Here is a 19,345-nt window from a genome sequence, read left to right on the forward strand (position 1 = left end):
GGTTAATTTTTTGATTTAAGGTTTGGAGTTGTAGCATGCCCAAGGTGGGAATGGAGCCAGTTCGCAAGAAACAGTTAATTGAAGCAACGCTGGAAGTGATGGCAGAGGTTGGCTATCACGGCACAACGATCAGTTTAATTAGTAAAAGAGCTGGGCTTTCCTCAGGGATAATCAGTCACTATTTCGGTGATAAACAGGGGTTAATTGAAGCAACTATGCGCCACCTTCTCGATGCTCTTAAAATTACACAGCGCATTGACGATCCAGTTAAGCGTATTGACTTCATCATTGAGAACAACTTCTCGCAAACACAAGGGGCTAGTTCAGCCACCAATACCTGGTTTAACTTTTGGGCGCTGTCGCTTCACAACGAAGGCTTGCATCGATTGCAAACTATTAACCATAAGCGCTTAGAGCGGAATTTAGCTTTTAGCTACCGCAAGCTGCTTCAACCTGCACAGGTCAAAAATGCCGCTGCGTCTACCGCAGCACTCATTGATGGTTATTGGCTGCGCTATTCAATGGGAAGCGTAGGAAACGGTGATTTCTCGGAAGCTGTGGCGCGCTGTAAGCAGTACGTTCGCGATTTAGTCGTCCAATACGGGAAATAAACAAGCACACGGAAAAATAAGCGAGCGCTCGTTGCAGATGCGAAAAAAACTAACGTATCGATATTAAAAATATAAGAAAGGCGGAAGGACGTTAGTCGTACCGCCTTTCTTATATGTTAAGCAGTTGGTGCCCAACGCATCATGCTATTAGGCGCAGTGAGCCAATATATGACTCACAAAACTGCTCAATCAACACGTTACCAAATTCTCACGCGCTCTTCTGGCGCAAGATATAGTGCATCACCTGGTTTTACATCAAATGCCTCATACCATGCATCATGGTTTCTTGGCGCTTGTGCACGATAACGACCCGGTGCGTGTGTACCTGCGCGAAGTTGGTTCAGCATGCTTTCTTCCGTGCGCTTTTCTTTCCACACTTGTGCCCAAGCTAGGAAGAAGCGTTGATCGCCCGTAAGACCGTCAATTACTGGAGCCTCTTTGCCATTAAGGCTAAGCTTGTAAGCGTGATAGGCCATAGCTAGACCGCCAACATCACCGATGTTCTCACCTAGGCTGTTGCGACCGTTAACGAAGTTACCTTCGATAGGCTCGTATTGACTATATTGCTCGGCCAGCATATCTGCCTTTTCTTCAAATGCTGCTCTGTCGGCATCGGTCCACCAGTTGCGCTGAATGCCGTTAGCATCAGACTTCGAGCCCTGATCGTCAAAACCGTGACCCATCTCATGGCCAATTACCGCACCAATAGCACCATAGTTTACGGCTGCATCGGCATTTGGATCGAAGAATGGCGGTTGTAAAATAGCCGCTGGGAATACAATCTCATTGAACGAACTATTGTAGTAGGCATTAACACGCTGAGGTGTCATACCCCAACGGTTGCGGTCTGTTTTTTCTAGCTCGCGCTCAACTGACTGGTCTTGGAAGAAAGTACGCAGGTTGCGCACATTGCCTACTAAGTCTTTGTCGCTAATGGTTACGCCGTCGAATGACTGCCATTCATCTGGGTAGCCAATTTTAGGGTTAAACGCCATTAGCTTTTCTTTTGCGTTAACCTTGGTTTCTTCGCTCATCCAGTCTAGGTTTTCAATACGCTCACCTAACGCTGTACGTAAGTTTTCAACCAATTCCGCCATTTGCTCTTTTGAGCTCTCTGGGAAGTATTCGTTGACATAGATCTTGCCAATCGCAAAACCCAAAGACTCAGTGCCTGACATTTGGCTTACCGCACGTTTCCAGCGAGGACGTGGCTCTTGCTGGCCGCTCAGCGTGCGACCGAAGAAGTCAAAATTAGCTAAGTAGATATCTTCAGAAAGGAAGCCAGCGTTATTTGAAATAGTGTGATACTTCAAATACGATTTCCAGTCGGCTAAGTCCGCCTCGTTAATAATTTTGATAACGTCTTTGACTGGCTCTGGTTGGCTAATATTTAGTTCAGGTACCTTGTAGCCCGTTTGAGCAAAATATGTGTCCCAATCAAAACCTGGGTATGCGTCAGACAGTTTGCTTCGCTCAATTTGATTTAGCGTTAGGTCGCGGTCACGGCGTTTTTCACGGGGCCACTGAATGTCTGCAATTTGTGTCTCAAGAGCAAGAATGTTCGCTGCTTTTTCTGCTGCGTTTTCTTCACCAGCAAAAGTAAGCATTTCCTCAATATGTGCTACGTAAGCTTCGCGAATCTTCACAAAACGTTCGCTATCGCTTAGGTAGTAATCGCGATCAGGAAGGCCTAAACCACCTACACCAACACTTAGCTGGTATTCATTCGGGTCAAGGCGGTTGTACCACATGCCACCATAAATAGGTGTGCTTGAACCTACCAGCCAGCTATTACCAAATGCCTTGGTTAAGTCAGTTCTATTTTCGATGCTTTCTATAGATGTAAGTACGTCCTGAATTGGCTCAATACCTTTTTCATTAATGGTATCGGTGTCCATATAGGCAACAAAGAAGTCATGAACAAGCTGCTCTTCTTCATTTAAAGAGGTTTTCTCCATAAGCCCATCAATGATGTTTTTAACCTGCTCTTCACTGCGTTCTGCTAGACCAGTGAACGCGCCATAGCGGGTTTTATCTGCAGGAAGCTCATAGTTGTCGTACCATGTTCCGCTTGCATACATAAAGAAGTCATCACCAGGTTTTACAGCTTCGTTACGTGCGCTTAAGTCAACGCCGAAAGAACCTAGCTCTGCTTCACCTTTTGCCTCAACAGCGGTTTCCTGAGTTTGTTCTTTTACTTGCTCAGGCTGACCGCAGCCTGCAAGGCCCAAAGATGCCGCAATCGCTACGGCTAAAAGTTTATGTTTCATCATTTTTCTCGTTGTGATTATAAGTGTCGTCGTTAGGTGCAGTGACACTTGTTGTTTTTAAAGTAGGCACAAATTCCTTGTTAAACGGTAAAGCATTCCGTGCCTGATTAAAATAGCTTGCGATATGCGGCGTTTCGCGCTGTAAAAAGTCTGCTACAGCAGTGTGAAACGACGGATGTTGTAATTTGTGATGAGAACGGCAATAAATGGGCTCGAAGCCTCGAAGTATTTTATGTTCACCTTGGGTACCGGGATTAAAAATCGATAGCTTTTTCGAGATGGCAAACTCAATGCCTTCAAAATAGCAGCAGGCAAAGTGTAACCCATCTATTTCTTTAAGTGCTCCCCAGTATCTGCCATACAGCCCTGTTTCATCATAGAAGAATAAGGCGCTAGCTACCGCAATTTCATTTTCTATTGCAGTTACAATAAGCATGCTGTCGCTCATGGTCTCGACAAGTTGCTCAAAGAACGCGTCATTTAAATATCCCACGTGGCCGCTGCGTTTTAAATAGGTTGCTTTGTAACACTTTGTGAAAAACTGCAGGGTTTCTGGGGTAATTTCATTTCCCGAATGGTGGGTAAAACGAACGCCTCGCTCACTGAGTTTACGGCGGCTTTTCTTGATATCTTTTCTTTTGCGGGATGTCAGCGCATTAAGAAAATCGTCGAAATTACCATACCCGTAGTTATGCCATTGAAATTGAACGGCGTAACGGGTTAAATATCGGCTTGCAGCTTGGGCTAAATCCGAAGTTTTCGTTTCGCTGCTAATTGAAAGTTGTGCTGATGTTTTCTCATTGGGATACAGGTAGTGAAAAGAAGACAGCTCCTCCCCAAACACTGTCGCTACATACTCCGTCAAAGTATGTTCCAGTTTCTCTACAAGAGTGTGCGTTAAGGTTACGCTATCATCGCAAAGTATTCTTGGTCCTGTAACCGGGGTGAAAGGAACTGCTGATATCCATTTAGGATAATAGTCGAGCCCGTGCTGCGCATATGCGTTGGCCCATGCATGGTCAAATACATACTCGCCATAGCTATGCGTTTTCAGAAAGCCAGGAATAAGAATACTAACTCTTTCCTGCTGATCATGGTTTATAGCAATATGACAAGGTTGCCAGCCCGATTCGTTTTTACACGAACCGCTGCTTTCTAAGGCATGCAAAAACTCATAGGAAAGAAAAGGGCCTGCATTTTTTGCAAGCTGTTGCCAACGCTCTTTCGAAAGCTGTTCGATAGAATCAATTATTGTTATGCGATAGTCAGGTACTGTCATGCAGTTAATATCATGTAGAGGGTTTATGCGTAAAACGCCTAGATAGTCGCAATATACGAGTATTTAACGCTAAAATAACGCGGTTTCTACGTTTAATACAGAAGAGTAAGTTTACAAAAATGTCAGAGTTCGATCGAAAAATCATTACCGACGCGATTACTCGCATGCTGGCACGACGAGAGCATAGCTTTAACGAAGTAGTGCGCAAGCTACAGCAAAAAGGAATAGCGAGTGAGGCTTTCATGCCTATTCTGGAGGAATTTAAAGACGCTGATATTCAAAGTGACGCCAGGTTTGCTGAAAGCCGAGCGCGCGCACTGTATTTGAAAGGTAAGGGACCTCGTTCAATAAAACTAGACCTACAACAATATGGTGTAGATGAGAGTACTGCTGAGCATGCAATGACAGAGATTGATGCTGACTGGTTTGAAAGCGCGAAAAAAGTAAAAGAGAAAAAGTTTGGCGAGTTGTATGAAACAGAATTCGCCTTGAGACAAAAGCAAAAACAATTTTTGCAGTATCGTGGTTTTTACCAAGAACACATCGATTATGCGGTCAGTGCTAATTAAACTAAACGTTTCCTTTCGGCCAGTTTTGCCAAGCACCGCACCTTCTCACTAATCACCCTAATGAATATCCGCTATTTTTTACTAAATTAAGGTAAAATTTGGCGGTATCTCGTGCCCTTGCCACTTAACAAAATTGCGCTTTCCGTGGTATTGTTGCGCAAATTTGTGCGCATTTTTATTATTCAAAGAACGGTAATAGGATATGGCACATTGAGTAATGACGAAATGTCCCGATTATAAGTCTTATCAAACAGGCAATTCGCACGTTTCAAAAATAGAATAAAGGAAGTTAGGTTTTCAATGACATTATCAACTGCTGACTTACGTAACAAGTTTATCGATTATTTTAAAAGCCATGGCCATCAGGCGGTGGCAAGCTCGTCACTGGTGCCGGCAGATGATCCCACGCTTCTTTTTACTAATGCGGGCATGAACCAGTTTAAAGACTGCTTCTTAGGTGCAGAAAAGCGTAGTTATACCCGAGCAGTCTCTTCGCAGCGTTGTGTGCGCGCCGGTGGTAAACACAACGACCTTGAAAACGTGGGTTATACCGCCCGTCACCATACTTTTTTCGAAATGATGGGTAACTTTAGCTTCGGCGATTATTTCAAAAAAGAAGCGATTGAGTTTGCATGGAACTTCCTAACTAAAGAAGTGGGTTTACCAAAAGAAAAGTTACTCGTTACCGTTTACTCTGACGACGATGAAGCGTTTGATATTTGGGAAAACCACATCGGTGTGCCTAAAGAAAAAATCATCCGTATTAGCACATCAGATAATTTCTGGTCTATGGGTGATACTGGCCCGTGTGGTCCTTGCTCCGAAATTTTTTATGACCATGGTGCACACATCTGGGGGGGGCCTCCAGGAACGCCTGAAGAAGACGGCGACCGGTTCATTGAGATTTGGAACTTGGTATTTATGCAGTTTAATAAGCAAGCTGACGGTACCATGGAGTCACTCCCTAAGCCTTCAATCGATACCGGAATGGGCCTTGAGCGTATATCAGCTATTTTGCAGAACGTGCACAGTAACTACGAGATTGACCTGTTCCAAAACTTGATTAAGTCAGCGGCATCAATTGTTGGTACTGACGACTTAGAAAACAAATCTTTGCGTGTTATTGCCGATCATATCCGTTCGTGTAGCTTCTTAATTTGCGATGGCGTAATGCCTACCAATGAAGGGCGAGGCTATGTGTTGCGCCGTATTATTCGTCGTGCGGTTCGACATGGCTACCAGCTAGGCGCAAACGATATTTTCTTCTATAAGCTAGTGGCATCACTGGCTAAAGAAATGGGCGAGGCGTACCCAGAACTTGTCGACCAGCTGCCTGTTATAGAAAAAGTACTTCGCGTTGAAGAAGAGCAATTTAGTAAAACTCTAGCCCGTGGTATGGCTATTCTAAACGACACTCTGGAAACCCTAGAAGGCGATACAGTACCAGGTGATGTAGTGTTTAAGCTTTACGACACTTACGGTTTCCCTACAGATTTAACAAACGATGTGGCGCGTGAGCATGACCTTAAGATTGACGAAGAAGGTTTTGAAGCTGCAATGCAAGCACAGCGTGCCCGTGCCCAGCAGGCAAGTAACTTTGGTGCAGACTACAACAGCAAGCTTGCCATTGACCACACAACCTCATTCACAGGTTATACCGATGTGGAAGGACAGGCTAATGTGGTTGAACTTATTGCCGACAACGCGTTTGTAGAAAAGCTAGAAGACGGTCAGGAAGGCGTTGTGGTACTAGACAGTACGCCGTTCTACGCTGAAAGCGGCGGTCAGGCTGGTGACAAAGGTGTACTTCGCGTTGCTAACGGTGAGTTCATTGTGACAGACACCCAAAAAATGGGTAATGCATTTGCGCACAAAGGTATTGCTAAAGGCTCGGTATCTAAAGGTGATACGGCAACTGCTGCGATTGATTCTGCAAATCGTGAAGCGATTAAAAAGAACCACAGTGCTACACACTTACTTCACGCGGCGCTGCGTGAAATTCTTGGTGAGCACGTAACTCAGAAAGGTTCATTGGTTGAAGCGCCGCGCATGCGTTTTGACTTCTCGCATTTTGAGGCAGTAACAGCAGAGCAGCTTACTGAGATTGAAAGACGAGTTAACCAAGAAATACGAGCAAACCACACGTTAGCAACTGAACTCATGGATTTGGATGAAGCCAAAGCATCAGGTGCTATGGCGCTATTTGGCGAAAAGTACGATGAAAAAGTTCGTGTTGTAACCATGGGCCCATTCTCTGTTGAGCTATGTGGCGGTACACACGTTGCGCGTACTGGTGATATTGGGTTATTTAAAATTACCAGTGAGGCGGGTATTGCATCGGGCGTTCGACGCATTGAAGCGGTAACAGGTGAGCAAGCCCTTGAAGTTGTGCAAGCGCAACAGGCTACCTTGGCTTCATTGTCTGGCTTGTTAAAAACTGACAACCAGAATCTACTCGAACGCGTAGTTTCTCTACAAAATCAGACTAAAGAACTAGAAAAAGCACTCAATTCTGCTAAACAAAAACTGGCGAGTCAGCAAGGTGCTGATATGCTTAGTAATGCAGTAGAGATAAATGGCGTTAAAGTTCTTGTTGCGAATTTGGAAGGTGTTGAAGCGAAGTCATTGCGTTCAATGATGGATGACATTAAAAACCGAATTGGCGAAGGGATCGTAGTACTAGGTGTGGCCAACGATGCGAAAGTGAATCTTATTGCTGGCGTTACTAAAAACCTCACAGGTAAAGTAAAGGCAGGCGAGCTGGTTAACTTTGTTGCATCTCAAGTAGGTGGCAAGGGAGGCGGTCGTCCTGACATGGCGCAGGCAGGTGGAGACCAGCCTGAAAACTTGAACCAAGCACTAGATTCGGTTAACGCTTGGTTACAAGATAAGCTATAATTATTTTTGTGTATAACAGTGAGTTTTTGAAGTGACACAGAGACAGGGAATCACTGTCGCTACCATCGGGTCGTGCCGTTGGGTTGGCAAATCTTAATGGATTATGTTCAGTATTAAGGAACAGGAGCAAGAGAATGCTTATTTTGACTCGTCGAGTTGGTGAAACACTTATGGTTGGTGACGATGTAACCGTTACCGTACTGGGTGTAAAAGGGAATCAGGTACGTATAGGTGTTAATGCACCAAAAGAAGTTTCTGTGCACCGTGAAGAGATATATATGCGCATTCAGGCAGAAAAAGGCGGTCAGCCAGATTCTGCGGAATAATTGCATTGTACGATTCATTGGAAAGGTCAGCTTTAGCTGACCTTTTTTGTTTGAGGCCAGAAAATTTTTTGGATTTTTTCCTTTCAAGTACAATTGGAGCCAAATTGCGAAGTAGGTATAAATGAGTAAATTCAAAAATTAGTGTAAAATTCAGTAGGAAGTGTTGAGTGACTGATTAAATTCAAACGGAAACTGTTGCCAAGCGTTTTATAACTTTTGATTTAATTGTTTGTATTGCGAACAGATTACTGGTTTTTTGTTCGAATCGTTTAAAATGGCAGCGAGTGAACAATTTCTTTATAAAAAAGGTTTGACTCAGGCCAATGAATCCGTAAAATGCACCCCGCAGTCAAGGAGAGGTGGGTGAGTGGCTGAAACCAGTTCCCTGCTAAGGAACCATACGCATATACGCGTATCGAGGGTTCGAATCCCTCCCTCTCCGCCATTATTAGTTGGCAGTGGCGGTCAACAACAAGTTTTGCGCGTGTGTAGCTCAGCTGGATAGAGTACCTGGCTACGAACCAGGCGGTCGGAGGTTCGAATCCTTCCACACGCGCCACTTATTTTAAAGCGTCACCTTTTGAGGTAAAACTCAAAAGTATACAAGTTAACGCGTGTGTAGCTCAGCTGGATAGAGTACCTGGCTACGAACCAGGCGGTCGGAGGTTCGAATCCTTCCACACGCGCCATATTGAATAGCCCACCTTTTTAGGTGGGCTTTTTCATTTCTGACTCCTTCATCGCCTTGTTTCTTTTTACGCTACTTTCGTATAAGCGCGTTGTTTGAAATTTAAGCTAAACTTAATGTGTCTGACAGCAGTTAAGCGCGAGGTACGCTATGGCACATCCATCCACTACTTTTCGATTTCTTGCAGAGCCTACCGATGTTAATTTCGGCGGTAATGTCCACGGCGGTATCGTCATGAAGTGGATTGATCAAGCGGCCTATGCGTGTGCTGCTCAGTGGTCGAAATGCTATTGCGTTACGGTATCCGCTAACGGCATACGTTTCATAAAACCTATAAAAGTCGGTCAACTTGTTGAGATAACTGCGTCTCTCGTTCATACAGGTAGCTCGAGTATGCACATTTATGTGGTGGTTAAATCAGGGGACGCAACGGCCAACACAACCACCGTAGCTAACCGTTGTTTCATTACATTTATGGCGGTAGATTGCGACGGCAAACAGGTGATCGTGCCTTCATATATTCCAGAAGACGAGCAGCATATGCAATTAGAATTAGTAGCTATGCATGCTAAAGACTTTGCAAAACGGTTAGACAGCGACTTTACAGAGAATACTGGTTTTCATTAAACCGTGTTTGTTTAAAAAAATTAACTGCGATGCTTAAAGCAACATCTCTCAGTATGCTATTGATACTATGTTTTTGTTGCAAATTTATTAAGTAATTATGCATTAAGTTGCACATTGGTGGGTTTTATTCAAATTTAAGTGGTTTTTTATGCTGTTTTGTTGTGTTTTTAAAAACCTCGTGATACTTATTCAGGTACAAAATAACAACAGGATTGAATATGAATTCGGAATCCGTCGCTAGTTTGCTCATTGAAGCAGGCTCTCTTATGCTCATAGGAATGGTATTTGTCTTTTCGTTCTTGGGGCTGCTTATTGTTGGCATTCATTTAATTGCACGTTTTTGTGAAGCATTTCCAGGTGAAAAGCCTGATACTGTAGCGACACGTCCCTCAGCCAACTTTGCTCGAGATAATCAAGCGGTACAACCGGGGATAGACGGTAATGTCATCGCTGCTATTTCTGCCGCAATTCATACCCATCGCCAAAATTCTAAAAAATAATCCATATCAGGAGTTACCATGTCTAAGCCTCTGGCCCTTACTGAGCTGGTTCTGCGTGATGCCCATCAATCGCTTCTTGCTACGCGTATGCGTATTGAGGATATGCTTCCAATTGCTGAAAAGTTAGATAAAGCAGGTTTTTGGTCTGTTGAATCTTGGGGCGGTGCGACCTTTGATGCCTGCATCCGTTACTTGGGAGAAGACCCATGGGAGCGCATCCGTAAGTTAAAGGCAGCCATGCCCAATACCAAACAGCAAATGTTACTGCGTGGTCAAAACCTATTAGGTTATCGCCACTATGCTGACGATGTCGTGACTCGCTTTGTAGAGCGCGCTCACGAAAGCGGTGTAGATGTTTTCAGAATTTTTGATGCCATGAATGACATCAGAAATTTGAAAACCGCTATTAAAGCTACCATAGACAGCGGCGCTCACGCGCAAGGCACGATTTCTTACACAGTAAGTCCAGTGCACAATCTTGAGCTATGGCTTGATATGGCAAAACAACTTGAAGATCTCGGCGTGCACTCTATCTGTGTGAAAGACATGGCCGGGCTTTTGAAGCCCTATGAATGCGAGGCATTAATTACAGGGTTAAAAGAGACCGTCGATGTGCCTATTGCCATGCAGTGTCACGCCACAACAGGGTTGAGCACGGCAACTTACCAAAAGGCCATTGATGCCGGTATTGATATGCTCGATACAGCTATCTCATCAATGAGCATGACCTACGGTCACAGCGCAACTGAAACTATGGTCTCAATCGTTGAAGGCACAGAACGCGACACGGGTATTGCGCTACCTGAACTGGAAGACATTGCGAGTTATTTTAGAGAAGTCAGAAAGAAATACAGTAAATTTGAAGGAAGCCTTAAAGGCGTAGATGCACGTATTCTGCTGGCCCAAGTGCCAGGTGGCATGCTAACCAACATGGAAAGTCAGCTAAAAGAGCAGGGGGCTGAAGATAAATTCGAAGAGGTGTTAAAAGAAATCCCACGGGTACGTGAAGATCTTGGATTTATCCCTCTTGTAACGCCCACCTCGCAAATTGTCGGCACGCAGTCGGTACTTAATGTGCTGACAGGCGAGCGCTACAAGAGCATTACCAAAGAAACTGCTGGTGTGCTCAAAGGCGAGTATGGCGCTACTGCAGCGCCAGTAAACAAAGATCTACAAGAGCGTGTACTAGATGGTGCAGAGCCCGTTACTTGCAGACCTGCTGATAATATTGCGCCCGAGCTTGACGCGCTGAGTAAAGAGCTAGATGAACTGGCCGAGAAAAAGCAGCTTTCGCTGTCAGATGACAAAATCGATGATGTGCTGACTTATGCACTATTTCCGCAGATAGGTCTTAAGTTTATCGAAAATCGCGGCAACCCTGATGCGTTTGAACCTGCACCGGGCGTTCCAGAGTCGCAAGGTACGAATGCGCCCCAGCCTGCTGAAGCTAGGTCAAACTCACAAGGGGCTACTGCGAGTGAAACTTACGACGTGAACGTAGACGGTAAAGTGTATCGCGTAGAGGTGGCACCTTCAGGTACGCTAACGAACGTTACGCCTGCCGATACGTCACAATCCCAGCCACAAACAGCTAGTACAGCTCCAGCCGCTGCGGCCTCGTCCCAGTCTATTGATGCGCCACTAGCGGGTAACGTGTTCAAAGTATTAGTAAGAACCGGCGATAATGTGTCCGAAGGCGATGTAGTGATGATCCTTGAAGCTATGAAAATGGAAACAGAGATCCGATCGGCGTTTACCGGTACGGTCACTGACATTACCGTGGGCGAAGGCGATGCTGTAACTAGCGGTCAATCGTTAATCTTATTGGGGTAATACATGGATAAGTTAATGGTACTTTGGGATAGTACCGCGCTTGCGCATTTTGAAGCCGGCCAGCTCATTATGATGGCGGTAGGCTTCGGGTTACTTTATTTAGCCATTGTAAAAAAGTTTGAGCCACTGCTTTTATTACCCATTGGTTTTGGAGCACTGCTTACGAATATTCCAATTGCTGGTTTTTCAGAAGCGGGTGGCTTATTGCACTATATCTATAAAATTGGCATTGATACAGGCGTATTCCCTTTGCTCATTTTTATGGGGGTCGGGGCAATGACAGACTTTAGCGCGCTTATTGCAAACCCTAGAATGCTGCTACTTGGCGCAGCCGCTCAATTCGGTATTTTTGCTACCCTATTTGGTGCAATAGCATTAAATCTTATTCCGGGTTTTGAATTTACGCTAAAAGATGCCAGTGCCATTGCCATTATAGGTGGCGCAGATGGGCCGACGGCTATCTTTCTTGCTTCACGTTTAGCGCCTGACTTACTCGGTGCTATTGCGGTTGCCGCATATTCTTATATGGCGCTAGTGCCTATCATCCAGCCGCCCATTATGAAAGCGCTGACCACAAAAGAGGAACGCGAAATAAAAATGGGTCAACTTCGGCCTGTGTCGAAGCGAGAGAAAATTATCTTTCCACTCGCCGTATTGTTTATGACCATTTTGTTTTTACCGGCAGCTACGCCGCTAGTAGGTATGTTCTGCTTTGGTAATTTAATGAAAGAATGTGGCGTTGTTGACAGGCTGAGTAAAACAGCCCAAAACGAGCTTATTAACACTGTGACTATTTTCCTAGGGTTAGCCGTGGGCTCTAAGCTATCGGCTGAAGCATTTCTTACGGTGGAAACCTTGGGTATTTTGGGCTTGGGCGCAATTGCCTTTGGTATCGGTACCGCTGCTGGCGTGTTGATGGCTAAGCTAATGAGTAAGTTATCCGGTGGTAGTATCAACCCGCTTATTGGTGCTGCGGGCGTGTCTGCCGTGCCTATGGCTGCGCGAGTCGTAAATAAGGTTGGCTTGGAAGCAAACCCTCACAACTTCCTACTGATGCATGCAATGGGGCCTAATGTAGCCGGTGTGTTAGGTAGTGCAGTTGCTGCTGGCATTTTGTTAGCACTGGTTGGCTAAAAAGCGTAATGGCATATTTGATGCTGCGGGGGCAGGTTACTGCCCTCAGCGCTTTAACGGATTGTATTTTGCGGCACTAGCGACTGGTAAGCGGTGACTAATTTCTTGGTGCGAGTGTGCTGAGGCCACCTAAAAATTGTCTCAGTTTTACCTTCCTCTACAATTTCGCCGCCTTCCATCACCACAATTCTATCGGCAATATGCCGGACAATGCCTAAGTTATGGCTTATGAAGATGAATGCCAAGCCAAGCTCTTGTTGTAGTTGCAGTATTAGGTTCACCGTTTGCGAGCGAATAGTAGGGTCTAACGCAGCAAAGGGCTCATCTGCCACAAGCACTTTGGGTTTTAGAACTATTGCTCTAGCCAAAGCCACGCGCTGCTGTTGACCGTCAGAAAGCATGTGCCGGTAAAAGTAATAGTGCTCGCGAAGCAACCCTACCTTTACCAACATATCTTCGATAATAGGCTTGCGTTCCGCCTCGCTAAGACCCGTATTCAACCGCAAGGGTTCATCTAGGATTTTGCCTACTGGAACCGATGGGTTCATCGATTCAGCACTGTGCTGCAGAATCATTCGAATGTCGTGGGTACGCTTGCGTTGCCCGTCTTTTGACTGATACTTAGCTAAATACTTGTGAGTGTTTATTTCAATTTCGCCTGCATCGGCAGGTAATGCGCCAACTAATAATTTAGCAAGAAGGGATTTACCCGAACGGTTTTCCCCTATGATGGCAATAGTTTCCCCCCGTTTAACGCTCATATTCACCGGGCCAAGTTGAAATACTTCAGGTCGCTTTAACCAGCGCTTCTTTTCGTTATGTATAAATGTGAGGTCTTTTACCTGTAAAACATCCATCACAGCTTCTCCATATGTAGCGGGTAATGACAGCTGTAGCTATGATCGTGAATTTTGCGTACGGCGGGTGTTTGTACACAGGCGCGCTGAGCTCGCGGACAGCGGGGGCCTAAACGACAACCAATAGGTAAATGTTGTAGCGTTGGTATAGAACCGCTTAATGTAGGTAATGCAGATTTAGGCGGTAAATCTTTTCTGAAGCTTGGCGCACTGTCTAATAGCGCTTTAGTGTAAGGGTGGAGAGGACGCTTTTTAATGTGCTTCATTTTTCCCGATTCCACCGTTTGCCCCGCGTAAAGCACTGTCATTGAATGTGACATACTCGCGATGGCAAGCAAATCATGGCTGACAAACAAAATCGATAGGGAGCGAGTTTGATTAAGACGCGTAAAGAGTTTTAGGATCTGCGTCTTAGTCGTAGGCTCCATGCCTCGGGTAGGATCATCTGCGATAAGTAATTTGGGTTGAGACACCAGCGCCATCGCTATCATAAACTTTTGCCCAATATCAGCGGGAATTTGGTGAGGGAATGCACTTAGGTAATGCTTATGGTGCTTTATGCCCACCTTATGCACGGTACTAATGGCTATCTTCTTTCTGTGCTGAGCGCGTTGCCAAAACCAGTTTCCTTCAACAAATTCATCAGGAATACTTTCTTCAAGCTGTTCACCAAGTGTGGCTGACGGGTCAAGCGCCGCTTGCGGGTTTTGAAAAACCACCGCGATTTCACGACGCATCACTTCGCGGCGCTGTTGAACCGACATACCCAGTAGGTTTTCCCCATTCCAGCTCATGCGATCGGCGGTTAAGTTCCACTGGTTTGGCAACGCTCCGCAGATCGCCGATACAATAAGGCTTTTACCAGAACCTGATTCGCCCACCAGTGCACGAATCTCACCCGAACTCACTGACAAATTTACTTTATCCAGAGCCTTTATGGTGCTATCACCGTTCTGCATTTCTAGGGTGAGGTTTTTGATATCAAGCATCGGCATGTTAGTGACTCACTCTTTTTCTTAGTGAAGAACGCAAGCCGTCACCCACGATATTGATGGACAGTACAATAAAAAATATCGCCATACCCGGAACCGCTACGTTCCAAGGCGCTAGGTAAGTAACGTCTAATCCGTCGGCGAGAATAACGCCTAACTCTGGCAGGGGCGATTGGGCGCCCAGGTTTAAGAAACCAAGCGCTGAGATATCGATAACCGCAATAGAAAGGGCCAGCGTTCCCTGAACAACAAGCATTTCTGTCATATTAGGTAAGATAGAATGAACGAAAAGCTGCCATTTGCTTGCGCCATCAAGCGTCGAAGCAACTATGTAGTCTTTTTTCATTTCTGCGCGCACGAAACTTCGCGTGTGATGCACAAACTGGGGAATAAGCGCTAAGGTAATGGCCCACATACTATTGACTAAACCCGTGCCCAGTATTGCAACTATGATAATAGCAATTAGTAGAGTAGGGATCGCCATAAGCGCATCAAGTAAATGATTAACGACGCTTGAGCGAACCCCTCGCAGCATACCGGCCAGCGTACCTAAACTTACGCCAACTAGCATCGCAAGTACTACGGTTAATAAGGCTGAGCCCAGCGTTGTTCTGCAGCCGTAAATGATACGGGTAAATAAGTCTCTTCCAAGCGCGTCTGTGCCGAACAAATGGGAGATAGATCCATTCGCTAGCCAACTAGGCGGAATTAACAATCCATCAATGTTCTGTTCTACAGCGTCATAAGGTGTAATGAGAGGAGCAAATAAGGCGCACACCACAAATAGCGCGAGCATTATTAAACCCAGCATAGAAATGTGGCTGGCCTTGAACGAAGCCCAAGTCCGTTGCCAAGGGGATGGATGGAACTCTTCTTCGTACAAACTAAACTGTGGCACGCTCGTATTTCTCTCTACTTGGGTCAATCATACGATTTAATACATCGACCAAAATCGTAAGGGTAATCACTACCGTTGATACTGCCATCATACCGATACGCAAGGCGGGGTAATCTCGTTGATAGATGGCTTGAATCAGCCAGTTGCCGATTCCAGGCCATGAAAACAAGGTTTCAACAATCATTGCATTGGTGATAAGCGTCGTAATCTGAATTGCCATCAGTGGCAAAATCGGTAGTAGTGCATTACGTAGAATATGGCGAAAAAATATCTGCCAGCTAGAAAGACCGCGCGACTGGGCTGCAGCAATATACTCGCGATGCTTCACATCTATAACTGAGCGTCGGGTTATGCGAATCAGTGAGGCAGTAGTTATGGCGCCAATAGCAAATGTTGGTAACGCTAAGTGCGACAGTGCATCTTTAAATGCCAGAGTCTTGTTTTCATTATCTGACAGTAAAACGTCAATTAGAATAAAGCCTGTAACAGGCTCTATGTCGTAAATTAGGCTTATTCGACCAGATAGTGGGGCCACGTCCAATTCCAAACTGAAGACGAGAATAAGCAGGAGTGCGAACCAGAAAACGGGAAAAGAATAAGTAGTAATGCTTGCACTATTTATTAGGTGGTCAGAGGTTGAATAGCAGCGAATGCCGGCATAGTAGCCTAAGGGAATGCCGACAAATAAAGCCATTAGCATTGCATACGTCGCCAGTTCCATTGTTGCAGGCATTGCAATCCCCACTTCTTCTCTTAAAGGGAGGCCAGACTTGAAGCTATAGCCCCAATCACCGGTCAGCAAATTACCTACATAGTAGAAAAACTGGAAAATATAAGACTGGTCTAATTTGAATTGTTGCTCAAGCGCTGCGCGCTGCATCTCATTTTGTGGAACAAGCCCGGTTAAATTTTCTAACGTATCACCTGGAAAAAGGTAAGCGAGCGAGAACGATATAATCGTTAACACGAGAAGCGTCAATATAAATAAAGTGCAGTATCTCAGGAGGATTTGTATCACAGTTTTTTCTCTACCCCGCCAAAACGCACGCCGCCAAAGGGGTTAATTGTCATGCCCTTTAACTCATTCCTGTACGCTTGATAGCGGTAGGCATGCGCAATGGGTACTACAGGAAGACGTTCGTATAATAGCCTATTTACTTGCTTGTAAATAGCCGATCTCTCGTCGATATCATCGGTTTGAAGTGCTTCGTTAAGTAGCTTGTCATAATCATCATTACACCACATCGCTCGATTTGTCCCTGATGGGATTGCTCCGCAGCTCAATAGGGGGCGATAGAAGTTATCAGGATCACCATTATCGGCAGACCATCCTATTAGCACAGAGTCATGCAAGCCTTCTTGTAGGTGGCGTCTAAATGTAGCCCAATCGTAACTTACGATAGTTGCTTCTACACCTATATCGCGAAGGTATCGCTGAATTAGCTCTGCCATTTTTGTCGCGTTAGGGTTGTAAGCGCGCTCGACCGGCATTGCCCATATTGTCATTGAAAATCCGGGGGCTATACCGGCATCAGCCAGTAATTTCCGCGCTAAAACAGGATTGTAAGCCGTGTCATCTGCATCGTTCTGAAATGCCCAACTTGCCGCGGGCAGCAGGGTTTTAGCCCGTGTTGCACTGTCGAAGTAAACCGCCTCTAACAAAGTGTTCTTATCTATAGCCGCGGCGAGTGCACGCCTTACATCGGGATTATCAAACGGCGGGCGCTGCGTATTAAACGCCCAAAATCCCACGTTAAGCCCCGGTTTTTCGGCCAACGTTAGGTCATCCTCAGTGCGAATAACTTCAAGCTCAGTTTGTGCCGGGAATGCGGTGGCGTCACATTCCCCAGTCATTAGTTTAGCCAGTCGCAATGAACTTCGTGGTGTTATATCGAAAATGAGTTGTTCGACCTGAGTAATTTTCTGCTTTTCGCTCACATTTTGTAGCTCGGTAGCTAAATCACTCCCTTTTACTTCATGTGTTTGTGTGCGCCAGTAGTTGTCGTGGCGCAAATACTTAATGAAGTGGTCTTTTCGATAACTCTCAAATTTGAAGGGGCCGGTGCCTATCGGGAGCTGATCAATTTTGCTAGGCGTACCGGCCTGTGCAAGCTCCGTTGCATATTCCTTTGACAGTATAACGGCAAAATCGGTGGCTAAATTTGCCAAAAATGAGCTGTCCCGACGTTTAAGGGTAATCTCAACACGATAACCGTTTACTCGTTCAACAGATGCAATATTTTGAGCAATACCAATGCTTTCAAAGTATGGATAGCTTCCGCCCGACACGTAATGATAGGGATGTGATTTTAAGCGCCAGCGGTCGATGCTAAAGATGACGTCGTCGGCGTTAAAGTTTCTGCTGGGTTCAAAATAGCCCGTAGTGTGAAACCATACGTCTTTGCGAAGCTGAAAGGCGTAGGTTAGTCCATCGTCACTAACTAACCAGCTGCTTGCAAGACTTGGCACAATGCGACCAGAGTCAGGGTCGAAATCAAGTAGTCTGTCGTACAGTTGGTGAGATGACGCATCTGATGTTGTGCTTGATGTGTCAAGCTGCGGATTGAAAGTAACTGGATTACTTTCAGAACAATAGATAATACCCGTATTATAAAACGCTTGTTTATTCTGCTTCGCACAGGATGCAACAAGAAGCGCTGTGCATAAACATAATGACAAACGCTTCACCAAACAATGGGACATGCTTTACGCCTCGACGTTTTCAGCAGAAGAATCTAGTAAGTTATATTTTTTGAGATAGCCTCGCAGCTGATGGTAAGTCAGGCTCAATTTTTCAGCAGTTTTCTTTTGATTAAACTGACTGTCAGCAAGTGCCTGTTTTATCATATCTATCTCATGTTGTTGAGAGCGTTCTTTTAAATCTATGGGATATTCAACAATTTCTTGCTTTTTGACAGGGGGAAGCGGTGTAACGTCAGCACTTTCAATACGTTCATTAGTCATAGGCGTGTTTAGCGGTGCAACAACATCAGACGAATCTGAGGCGCTCACCCTATCATTTGTTTTTACTCTGCCTTTCGGGCGGTAGACTGATTCGAAGGGGTCTAAGACTATTTCATGAACGGGAAGGTGAGGGTTATTCGTTCTGTAAACCGCACGTTCAACCACATTTTTGAGTTCACGAATGTTACCAGGCCAGTCATAATCAAGCAGGGTACGTTTTGCTTTTTCAGTAAAGCCGCTAAACAGTTCCATTTCCATTTCACGGGCCATATTAATGGCGAAGTTTTCGGCCAACATCATGATATCTTCTTGGCGCTCGCGAAGCGGAGGGATGGTGATAACGTCAAAAGCAAGTCGGTCGAGAAGATCCGCGCGAAATTCACCGGCATCGGCAAGAGCAGGTAAATCTTCGTTTGTGGCTGCGATTAGGCGTACATCGGTTTTCACTGACTTACTACCACCCACGCGCTCAAACTCACCATACTCAACTACCCGTAGCAGCTTCTCCTGAATAAGACCCGAAGTGTTAGCCAGTTCGTCAAGAAACAGTGTACCGTTGTGCGCCACTTCAAAACGGCCTTCGCGGCGTTTGGAAGCGCCGGTAAAGGCACCGGCTTCATAACCGAAAAGCTCGCTTTCTAATAGGCTTTCACTTAGTGCGGCGCAATTCAGCTTAATATAGTTTTGATCCCAGCGTTTTGATAAAAAGTGCAGACGAGCGGCAATCAGTTCTTTACCTGTGCCTCGTTCGCCAATAACGAGGACGGGTTTGTCTAGCGGGGCAATCTGTGAAATTTGCTCTAGAACTTCTAGAAAACTATTCGCTTGACCAAGCAAATTGTCTTGCTGTCGATACCTACTCATTAAATCCCTCAAAAATTAGTCATTTCGACCAATTA

Annotated in this window: 16 protein-coding genes and 3 tRNA genes; 11 read left to right on the plus strand and 8 right to left on the minus strand. The window is 45.4% G+C overall.

The genetic code is table 11. From position 1 onward, the window contains the following. Positions 1–35: 35 nt before the first annotated feature. A complete protein-coding gene (gene betI / locus V7R55_RS03990) occupies positions 36–611 on the plus strand; it encodes a transcriptional regulator BetI (protein ID WP_334057543.1) in 576 nt (191 codons plus the stop codon). A gap of 197 nt (positions 612–808) precedes the next feature. Here the strand turns inward: betI and V7R55_RS03995 are convergent, their stop codons facing one another. Beyond that, entirely contained in the window at positions 809–2,881 is a 2,073-nt protein-coding gene (locus V7R55_RS03995) for a M13 family metallopeptidase (RefSeq protein WP_334057970.1), read from the minus strand. Further along, entirely contained in the window at positions 2,871–4,160 is a 1,290-nt protein-coding gene (locus tag V7R55_RS04000; RefSeq protein ID WP_334057546.1) for a GNAT family N-acetyltransferase, read from the minus strand. Before V7R55_RS04000 ends, V7R55_RS03995 begins: the two co-directional genes overlap by 11 nt. A 119-nt stretch (positions 4,161–4,279) precedes the next feature. Here V7R55_RS04000 and V7R55_RS04005 point away from each other — a divergent pair, with 119 nt between their 5' ends. The 10 genes from V7R55_RS04005 to V7R55_RS04050 all read left to right on the plus strand — a co-directional run bounded on the left by V7R55_RS04005 (position 4,280) and on the right by V7R55_RS04050 (position 12,735). Beyond that, entirely contained in the window at positions 4,280–4,729 is a 450-nt protein-coding gene (locus V7R55_RS04005) for a regulatory protein RecX (RefSeq protein WP_334057547.1), read from the plus strand. 300 nt (positions 4,730–5,029) lie between these two features. Continuing rightward, entirely contained in the window at positions 5,030–7,627 is a 2,598-nt protein-coding gene (gene alaS / locus V7R55_RS04010) for an alanine--tRNA ligase (protein WP_334057549.1), read from the plus strand. A gap of 134 nt (positions 7,628–7,761) precedes the next feature. Further along, a complete protein-coding gene (gene csrA, locus V7R55_RS04015; protein ID WP_032094439.1) occupies positions 7,762–7,953 on the plus strand; it encodes a carbon storage regulator CsrA in 192 nt (63 codons plus the stop codon). A 353-nt stretch (positions 7,954–8,306) separates the two neighbouring features. Beyond that, a tRNA-Ser gene (locus V7R55_RS04020) sits at positions 8,307–8,398 on the plus strand. A 37-nt stretch (positions 8,399–8,435) separates the two neighbouring features. Beyond that, a tRNA-Arg gene (locus V7R55_RS04025) sits at positions 8,436–8,512 on the plus strand. Between the two features lie 53 nt (positions 8,513–8,565). After that, positions 8,566–8,642 (plus strand) — tRNA-Arg (locus V7R55_RS04030). Between the two features lie 149 nt (positions 8,643–8,791). After that, positions 8,792–9,268, plus strand: a complete 477-nt coding sequence (locus tag V7R55_RS04035; RefSeq protein ID WP_334057550.1) for an acyl-CoA thioesterase — start codon at positions 8,792–8,794, stop codon at positions 9,266–9,268. Positions 9,269–9,486: 218 nt separating this feature from the next. Next, positions 9,487–9,768, plus strand: coding sequence for an OadG family protein (locus tag V7R55_RS04040; protein WP_334057552.1), 282 nt, complete (start codon positions 9,487–9,489; stop codon positions 9,766–9,768). Positions 9,769–9,786: 18 nt separating this feature from the next. Then, entirely contained in the window at positions 9,787–11,601 is a 1,815-nt protein-coding gene (gene oadA, locus V7R55_RS04045) for a sodium-extruding oxaloacetate decarboxylase subunit alpha (RefSeq protein ID WP_334057554.1), read from the plus strand. Positions 11,602–11,604: 3 nt separating this feature from the next. Continuing rightward, positions 11,605–12,735 carry a sodium ion-translocating decarboxylase subunit beta gene (locus V7R55_RS04050; protein WP_214993825.1) on the plus strand — a complete coding sequence of 377 codons (1,131 nt, stop codon included), beginning with the start codon at positions 11,605–11,607 and terminating at the stop codon, positions 12,733–12,735. Positions 12,736–12,788: 53 nt separating this feature from the next. Here V7R55_RS04050 and V7R55_RS04055 read toward each other — a convergent pair whose 3' ends face one another. Genes V7R55_RS04055 through pspF form a run of 6 tightly spaced genes read right to left on the minus strand, consistent with a single transcriptional unit; the run spans position 12,789 to position 19,310 of the window. After that, on the minus strand, positions 12,789–13,592 hold the full coding sequence (locus tag V7R55_RS04055) for an ATP-binding cassette domain-containing protein (protein ID WP_334057972.1): 804 nt from the start codon (positions 13,590–13,592) through the stop codon (positions 12,789–12,791). Beyond that, positions 13,592–14,587 (minus strand): peptide ABC transporter ATP-binding protein, encoded by a 996-nt coding sequence (locus V7R55_RS04060; RefSeq protein WP_334057558.1) that lies wholly within the window; start codon positions 14,585–14,587, stop codon positions 13,592–13,594. Before V7R55_RS04060 ends, V7R55_RS04055 begins: the two co-directional genes overlap by 1 nt. A 1-nt stretch (position 14,588) precedes the next feature. After that, the gene (locus V7R55_RS04065; RefSeq protein ID WP_334057559.1) at positions 14,589–15,482 is read right to left on the minus strand and encodes an ABC transporter permease subunit; all 894 of its coding nucleotides are present in this window, start codon (positions 15,480–15,482) and stop codon (positions 14,589–14,591) included. Continuing rightward, the gene (locus tag V7R55_RS04070; protein WP_334057561.1) at positions 15,469–16,449 is read right to left on the minus strand and encodes an ABC transporter permease; all 981 of its coding nucleotides are present in this window, start codon (positions 16,447–16,449) and stop codon (positions 15,469–15,471) included. Before V7R55_RS04070 ends, V7R55_RS04065 begins: the two co-directional genes overlap by 14 nt. Before the next feature lie 47 nt (positions 16,450–16,496). Continuing rightward, a complete protein-coding gene (locus tag V7R55_RS04075; protein ID WP_334057563.1) occupies positions 16,497–18,185 on the minus strand; it encodes an ABC transporter substrate-binding protein in 1,689 nt (562 codons plus the stop codon). A 3-nt stretch (positions 18,186–18,188) separates the two neighbouring features. Beyond that, positions 18,189–19,310: a phage shock protein operon transcriptional activator gene (gene pspF / locus V7R55_RS04080; RefSeq protein ID WP_334057565.1), complete on the minus strand. Its 1,122-nt coding sequence runs from the start codon at positions 19,308–19,310 to the stop codon at positions 18,189–18,191. Positions 19,311–19,345 lie beyond the last annotated feature (35 nt).

This window comes from Alteromonas sp. S005, from assembly GCF_036864475.1.
Taxonomy (GTDB): Bacteria; Pseudomonadota; Gammaproteobacteria; order Enterobacterales; family Alteromonadaceae; genus Alteromonas.

Bases quoted from the DNA above. Each gene is read 5' to 3' on its own strand.
- betI (WP_334057543.1), top strand. From the start codon at position 36: ATGCCCAAGGTGGGAATGGAGCCAGTTCGCAAGAAACAGTTAATTGAA.
- V7R55_RS03995 (WP_334057970.1), bottom strand. From the start codon at position 2,881: ATGAAACATAAACTTTTAGCCGTAGCGATTGCGGCATCTTTGGGCCTT.
- V7R55_RS04000 (WP_334057546.1), bottom strand. From the start codon at position 4,160: ATGACAGTACCTGACTATCGCATAACAATAATTGATTCTATCGAACAG.
- V7R55_RS04005 (WP_334057547.1), top strand. From the start codon at position 4,280: ATGTCAGAGTTCGATCGAAAAATCATTACCGACGCGATTACTCGCATG.
- alaS (WP_334057549.1), top strand. From the start codon at position 5,030: ATGACATTATCAACTGCTGACTTACGTAACAAGTTTATCGATTATTTT.
- csrA (WP_032094439.1), top strand. From the start codon at position 7,762: ATGCTTATTTTGACTCGTCGAGTTGGTGAAACACTTATGGTTGGTGAC.
- V7R55_RS04035 (WP_334057550.1), top strand. From the start codon at position 8,792: ATGGCACATCCATCCACTACTTTTCGATTTCTTGCAGAGCCTACCGAT.
- V7R55_RS04040 (WP_334057552.1), top strand. From the start codon at position 9,487: ATGAATTCGGAATCCGTCGCTAGTTTGCTCATTGAAGCAGGCTCTCTT.
- oadA (WP_334057554.1), top strand. From the start codon at position 9,787: ATGTCTAAGCCTCTGGCCCTTACTGAGCTGGTTCTGCGTGATGCCCAT.
- V7R55_RS04050 (WP_214993825.1), top strand. From the start codon at position 11,605: ATGGATAAGTTAATGGTACTTTGGGATAGTACCGCGCTTGCGCATTTT.
- V7R55_RS04055 (WP_334057972.1), bottom strand. From the start codon at position 13,592: ATGGATGTTTTACAGGTAAAAGACCTCACATTTATACATAACGAAAAG.
- V7R55_RS04060 (WP_334057558.1), bottom strand. From the start codon at position 14,587: ATGCCGATGCTTGATATCAAAAACCTCACCCTAGAAATGCAGAACGGT.
- V7R55_RS04075 (WP_334057563.1), bottom strand. From the start codon at position 18,185: ATGTCCCATTGTTTGGTGAAGCGTTTGTCATTATGTTTATGCACAGCG.
- pspF (WP_334057565.1), bottom strand. From the start codon at position 19,310: ATGAGTAGGTATCGACAGCAAGACAATTTGCTTGGTCAAGCGAATAGT.